The organism is Synechococcus sp. R5-12 (assembly GCF_047502655.1).
In the GTDB taxonomy this organism is placed as follows: domain Bacteria; phylum Cyanobacteriota; class Cyanobacteriia; order Thermostichales; family Thermostichaceae; genus Thermostichus.
In genome coordinates this window covers 1-5,107 of the sequence record NZ_JANSIM010000037.1, presented here as the reverse complement: position 1 = coordinate 5,107, position 5,107 = coordinate 1, and the positions used below count along the sequence as shown (strand labels likewise).

The following is a 5,107-nucleotide window of genomic DNA, read 5'->3' as shown; positions in this document are numbered from 1 at the left end:
GCCCGCCCCGTACTGCGAAGCAGTCAGGGTCGGGTAGTTTACTCATGCAAAAACTCCAAGACAGTTTGGTAAAAGCTCTGAGCATCGATGGAGCACTGGGGGTAGCGCTGGGGGATTGGAAAACTGGGATGTGCTTGGGATATAGGGGCACCAACAGCCCCGCTTTTCCTGAAGCTAACTTGGAGCTGGCAATCGCCGGAAACACAGAAGTGATTCGCGCTAAGATGCGAGTCGCGGAGTCACTTAAGTTCACCGACAGAATTGAAGAGATTTTAATCATCCTGGAAACTCAGTACCATCTGATGCGTATGCTTAAAACCATAAACGGCCTATTTTTCTACCTAGCCTTAGACCGAGAAAAAGGGAACTTAGCTCTTGCCCGCATTAAACTCAGTCAAATTGAGAGCGAATTGACCCTCTAAGGGCAACTTGAAAGAGATGAAGCATCACGGCGAGCAGGGAGTCTAATTTGGCCGTGGAGCTACACCCCCAATACTTATCCTTGGCCGACAGGGCATGTCGGCATAGCTTAACCTGAGTGTTGAAGGAAAGAGAGTGCGGAACCGGGGACTTGAACCCCGATGGCATTGCTGCCACTAGAACCTGAATCTAGCGCGTCTACCATTCCGCCAGTTCCGCGGCGATCTACAAGTGTGCCCAAAGCAGGGGATCCCTGTCAAGGCTGGCAAAAGGGATCCCTTGCCGGCGGCTCTATCTGTGCTAAGCTCTGCTGCGCACCAGATGAAAGCTGATCAACGCTGACCTTGGCCGACTTTACCTTCACCTGCGAGGGCACCTGCCCCCATACCCAAGCGCGGGCAGGATACTTCGTCACCCCCCACGGCGGGATCCCTACTCCTTGTTTTATGCCGGTGGGAACTTTGGCCAACGTGAAAACCCTCACCCCCGCCCAGCTCAAGGAAACGGGCGCCCATATTATTCTCAGCAACACCTATCACCTGCACCTACAGCCCGGCGAGGACATCATTCAAGCGGCAGGGGGGCTGCACCGCTTTATGGGCTGGTCGGGCCCCATCCTCACCGATTCAGGCGGCTTTCAGGTCTTTAGCCTTAGCGCCATTCGCCAAATTAACGAGGAGGGGGTAACGTTTCGCTCGCCCCGCGATGGCCGAACGATCCACTTCACCCCAGAGCTATCCATCCAGATTCAAAACGCCCTGGGGGCCGACATCATCATGGCCTTCGACGAGTGCCCGCCCTACCCTGCCAGCCCTGAGGAAGTGGAAGCAGCGGTGCGGCGAACCACCCACTGGCTGAAACGGTGCGTGAAAGCCCATCGCCGCTCAGATCAGGCTTTGTTTGGCATTGTGCAGGGGGGAGTTTACCCTGAGCTGCGCCGGCGGGCGGTGGAAGAGGTCTGTCGGTTGGATCTGCCGGGCTATGCCATTGGCGGGGTGAGTGTGGGGGAGCCGGTCGAGTTTATGCACGCCGTTGTGCGCCAGACCGCTCCCCTTTTGCCGGCAGATCGCCCCCGTTATCTCATGGGGGTGGGCACCTATGCAGAGATGCGGGCCGCCGTGGCCGCCGGAGTGGATTTGTTTGACTGCGTGATCCCCACCCGCTATGCCCGCCATGGCACGGTGATCAGCCGGGGCAAACGCTGGAACATCAAAAATGCCGAGCACCGCCGCAGCCTGGATCCCATCGATCCCGATTGCCCCTGCTACACCTGCCGCCACTTTAGCCGCGCCTACTTGTGCCACCTCATCCGCGCCCAGGAGATCCTGGGCTATACCCTGCTTTCTATCCACAACATCACGGAGCTGATGCGCTACACCCAAAAGATGCGCCAGGCCATCTTGGAAGGCAAGTTTCACGAGAACTGGGATCCCTGGAGCTAAGCCGGCCGGGAGATTTGTCTGGAAGCATCTGATCCATTTTGGTAGAATAAGTACATGGGATAGTACGTGCATGTACGTGCATTTAAGCTATCCCATGTAGCCGCAGGAAGGAGTCAGATCATGGCTATCCGAACCCTCAGCAGCGTGATTGAACAGCACATCGCCGGCCTTCCGGGCTTGATTGCTGTTTTGATAGGGCGGGCCACTGATGGTACCACAGTAGCCAAAGTAACCTACGTCAGCGATTCCCAAGAGGAGCAAGCCCTAGAACGTTTGGGCACCTACGCCGGCGACCTAGTCCAGGCCAACAGTCGTCTATGCCAGCTTGTCAGCTCTGACCAAGAGGCGGACTACCTTTTGGCCGGCACTTCGGCGTTGCGGGTTGTCATCAAAGCGTTTCCCAAAAGCCCCTACTTTGTGTTACTCCTGACCCGTTCCATCACCGACCTCAGAGCCATTTCAGAGCGCATCAAAGCCATTCTGATTGACGGAAAGCCGCTACTGCCCCCTGTGCAGGACAGCACTATGTCTGTGGCTCAGGCTTTGATGGACTATGCCAAGCGCTACGCTCCGGATCCCAACTTTGTGGCTCTGCGCCTGTCTTTGAAAACGGGCCTAGACCGCAACCGTCTCGAAAAGGGCGCCCTGAGCCGTCAGGAGCTGCGCATTCTCTACAAAGCAGTGGCAGATCTCTTGGGCCGAGAGCGCCTGCCTATTGCCATGCCGGCCTGAGTAGTCGAGAATAGCTGGCGAGGTTTGTCTGAGGGCAGTTGCTGCGCTTGTGGGATCCCCTATTGTTTATCTGAGTTCACTTGCCTATGCTTGAGCATCTACATCTCGACCGCGACCGTAAGCTGATCTCCCTGTTTGGAGAGCCGGTTATCTTCCACTGCCATCACTACAACCTATTCCTGCAGCAGACTATTGAAGATCCCGACTGGATCGATGGAGTGGGAATTCTGCGCACCGCAGCCCAGGAGATCTTTTACAGTCTTCTGTACGGAGCTTTCAAGGCTCTTGGCATTCAGGAGACCCAAGAGCGCCTGGCAGTGGCAGCTCAGATCTTCAGTTTTTTAGGATTTGGGCGGCTGGCGTTTGAGGTGACACCTTCAGGCGGGGAAGTGCAGCTTACCCATTCTCACTATGCAGAAGGTTGGCTGAGCAAGTACGGGGATCAGGTCAACCGCACACGTCCCATTGACCACTTGGCGGTGGGCTATGTGGCGGCAGCTCTGGATGCCACTTTTGGCGAGCTGGGAAGCTACGGGGCAGAAGAAACGGAGTGTATGGCCGTTACGCGCAAGGATCACTGCGTGATCCAGGCCACTCGGCTGCCGCGGCCCCAGTTGTTGACTCCCAGTCCAGGGATGGGCAAGTTGATCGAGCAGCCGCTCCAGTTCCCCCGGCCCACAACAGCAGTGGACTACGATGCGGTCAACGAAGCTCTGTGGGGCTTGCCTTTGGCCGGAGATGAGCGGGGGCAAATTCGCGCCTTTAACGTGTTGCTAACGCGCATGCCTGCCAACTACTACAACCGCATTCAGTATCGCTTTTTACAGGAGCTGAAGGCGGTGCAGGCTGAGCTGATGGGGGTGGGGGAAGCTCTCATCCGCGAGTCGGGGCATGTCTGTGTGTTCTACACCTTCGGCAACATCATGGAATCGGTGGAGTGGGAAACCCTGGTGGGGCCGATGCTGGAGAAGGACACGGACTGGATCCACGGCGGCTATGCGGTGGCCAGCAGTCTGGGGTGGGGTCGCTGGCAGGCTTTGGAGGTGGTGAGCGGCGAGTCTTGCCGGGTGGCCATTGACGGCAACTACGAAGCCAACTACTTTTTGGCTTCCTACCCACGGGCAGAGGATCCCGCCTGCTATTTTGCTCAAGGGGCGGTGCCGGCGATGATGAATCTGGTCTACAACGGCAACATCCAGCAGAAGCCGGTTTTGGATCAAGTCTTCTACAACCGCCTCTTCCAGCGGGGTGGGCTCTTCCACGGCCAGGAGACCAAGGCCAGAGAGAAGGGGGATCCCTGGTGTGAGTTCTACGCTGAGCGGATTTAGGGATCCATGCAGGTGCGCATCCTCAGGCGGCGGGAGTGTGGGGCTGGGTGGGCCACCGACCTGCTGCTGCCACGTTGCCTTGTCTGGTCAGAGGTAGAGGCTCTGGCCCAGGAATGGGGAGCCGCTTGTCGCTGTTTTCAAGGGCAACTGGTGTGGCTGGATCTGCCCTCAGGCCGGATTACGGCTTCGTTGCGGGTGCCCCGCCTAACGTTGCGACTCCACGATGCCAACGCTGAGGCGCAGATCTTAAATCGTTTGCAGCAGTTGGCCAAGTCTTCTGGTTCCCAGACAGAGGGAAGTTAAGGGCAAAACGAGAAGTTTAGCTTGGCACCGACATTTTGCGGCAGACTATCGACCAATGCAGGAGCGACTTTCCAGGAGTGCCATGCGCCCACCAAGTTCGAGCCTGCTGAGGAACTGGGAGCCGCGTTCATACTCGCTCATAGTCATAATGTATGCAGCATGCATGCAGCTCGGTACCTACCTTGCCATAGCAAAGAGAGCGCTCCATTCTTGGTTGGGAACGCCGGGCTTGGCGATGATCTCAAGGATGCGATTTTGGGCGGCGGGCTGGAATAAACTTTCGACGGCCACTTGGGCTACTTTCGTGCGGGGGATGCTGCCGTCAAAGAGGGTATCCGCCTTGGACAGGACAATGCCATCGTCGTTGTCTTGGTTTTTTAGGCCCCCCGGTCGAACGATGGTGTAGGTGAGGCCGCTTTTTTGCAGATATTCTTCCGCCTGTTTTTTCCACACCAGGATCAGCCAAAACAAGTTGAGGGGATGGAACAGCTGGGAAACACACAGGGAAGAGATTAAAACAAAGTGTTGGATCCCTTTGGCTTTGGCCACATCGACCAGGTTCTTGGTGCCTTCATAGTCGACTCGGTAGGGCTGAAAGGGATCCCAACTGGGCCTGGCCCCAGTGGCACAGAGCACCACCGTGCATCCTTCCATGCCCGTCTCCAGCGTGGCCGGATCCAGCACATCCCCCACCACCACTTCCGCTTCGGGGGGCAAAACCCGAGCGGCCAGCTCATGGCTGCGCACCAGCGCCCGTACCGGGATGTCGCGGCCCACCAACTCTTTGACAATGCGGCGTCCGGTTTCTCCTGTAGCCCCTGCAACAAAAGCCTGCATAAGTTTCTGATACATTTACGCTGAACACTGCTGAACATCACTGTT

6 protein-coding genes and 1 tRNA gene are annotated in these 5,107 nt (G+C 57.2%); 5 read left to right on the top strand and 2 right to left on the bottom strand.

Going from position 1 to position 5,107, the window contains the following annotated elements; all coding sequences use genetic code 11:
- On the top strand, positions 1-422 hold a 422-nt coding region (locus NW843_RS02655), incomplete at its 5' end, for a hypothetical protein (protein WP_414522036.1).
- 134 nt (positions 423-556) lie between these two features.
- On the opposite strand, the gene NW843_RS02650 is transcribed toward NW843_RS02655, so the two are convergent.
- Positions 557-639 (bottom strand) — tRNA-Leu (locus NW843_RS02650).
- A gap of 119 nt (positions 640-758) precedes the next feature.
- Between NW843_RS02650 and tgt the strand changes: the two genes are divergently transcribed.
- The 4 genes from tgt (at position 759) to NW843_RS02630 (ending at position 4,225) form a co-directional block, all read left to right on the top strand.
- On the top strand, positions 759-1,862 hold the full coding sequence (gene tgt, locus NW843_RS02645) for a tRNA guanosine(34) transglycosylase Tgt (RefSeq protein ID WP_414522038.1): 1,104 nt from the start codon (positions 759-761) through the stop codon (positions 1,860-1,862).
- Between the two features lie 120 nt (positions 1,863-1,982).
- Positions 1,983-2,594 carry a hypothetical protein gene (locus NW843_RS02640; protein WP_414522035.1) on the top strand — a complete coding sequence of 204 codons (612 nt, stop codon included), beginning with the start codon at positions 1,983-1,985 and terminating at the stop codon, positions 2,592-2,594.
- Positions 2,595-2,680: 86 nt separating this feature from the next.
- The gene (locus NW843_RS02635) at positions 2,681-3,922 is read left to right on the top strand and encodes a hypothetical protein (RefSeq protein ID WP_414522034.1); all 1,242 of its coding nucleotides are present in this window, start codon (positions 2,681-2,683) and stop codon (positions 3,920-3,922) included.
- Positions 3,923-3,928: 6 nt separating this feature from the next.
- Complete coding sequence (locus tag NW843_RS02630; protein ID WP_414351089.1) at positions 3,929-4,225, top strand: hypothetical protein; 297 nt, start codon at positions 3,929-3,931, stop codon at positions 4,223-4,225.
- Between the two features lie 177 nt (positions 4,226-4,402).
- On the opposite strand, the gene NW843_RS02625 is transcribed toward NW843_RS02630, so the two are convergent.
- Positions 4,403-5,062: an SDR family oxidoreductase gene (locus NW843_RS02625; protein WP_414522037.1), complete on the bottom strand. Its 660-nt coding sequence runs from the start codon at positions 5,060-5,062 to the stop codon at positions 4,403-4,405.
- Positions 5,063-5,107 lie beyond the last annotated feature (45 nt).

Coding starts and splice junctions, on each gene's coding strand:
- NW843_RS02625 (WP_414522037.1), bottom strand. CDS start 5,062: ATGCAGGCTTTTGTTGCAGGGGCTACAGGAGAAACCGGACGCCGCATT.
- NW843_RS02635 (WP_414522034.1), top strand. CDS start 2,681: ATGCTTGAGCATCTACATCTCGACCGCGACCGTAAGCTGATCTCCCTG.
- NW843_RS02630 (WP_414351089.1), top strand. CDS start 3,929: ATGCAGGTGCGCATCCTCAGGCGGCGGGAGTGTGGGGCTGGGTGGGCC.
- NW843_RS02640 (WP_414522035.1), top strand. CDS start 1,983: ATGGCTATCCGAACCCTCAGCAGCGTGATTGAACAGCACATCGCCGGC.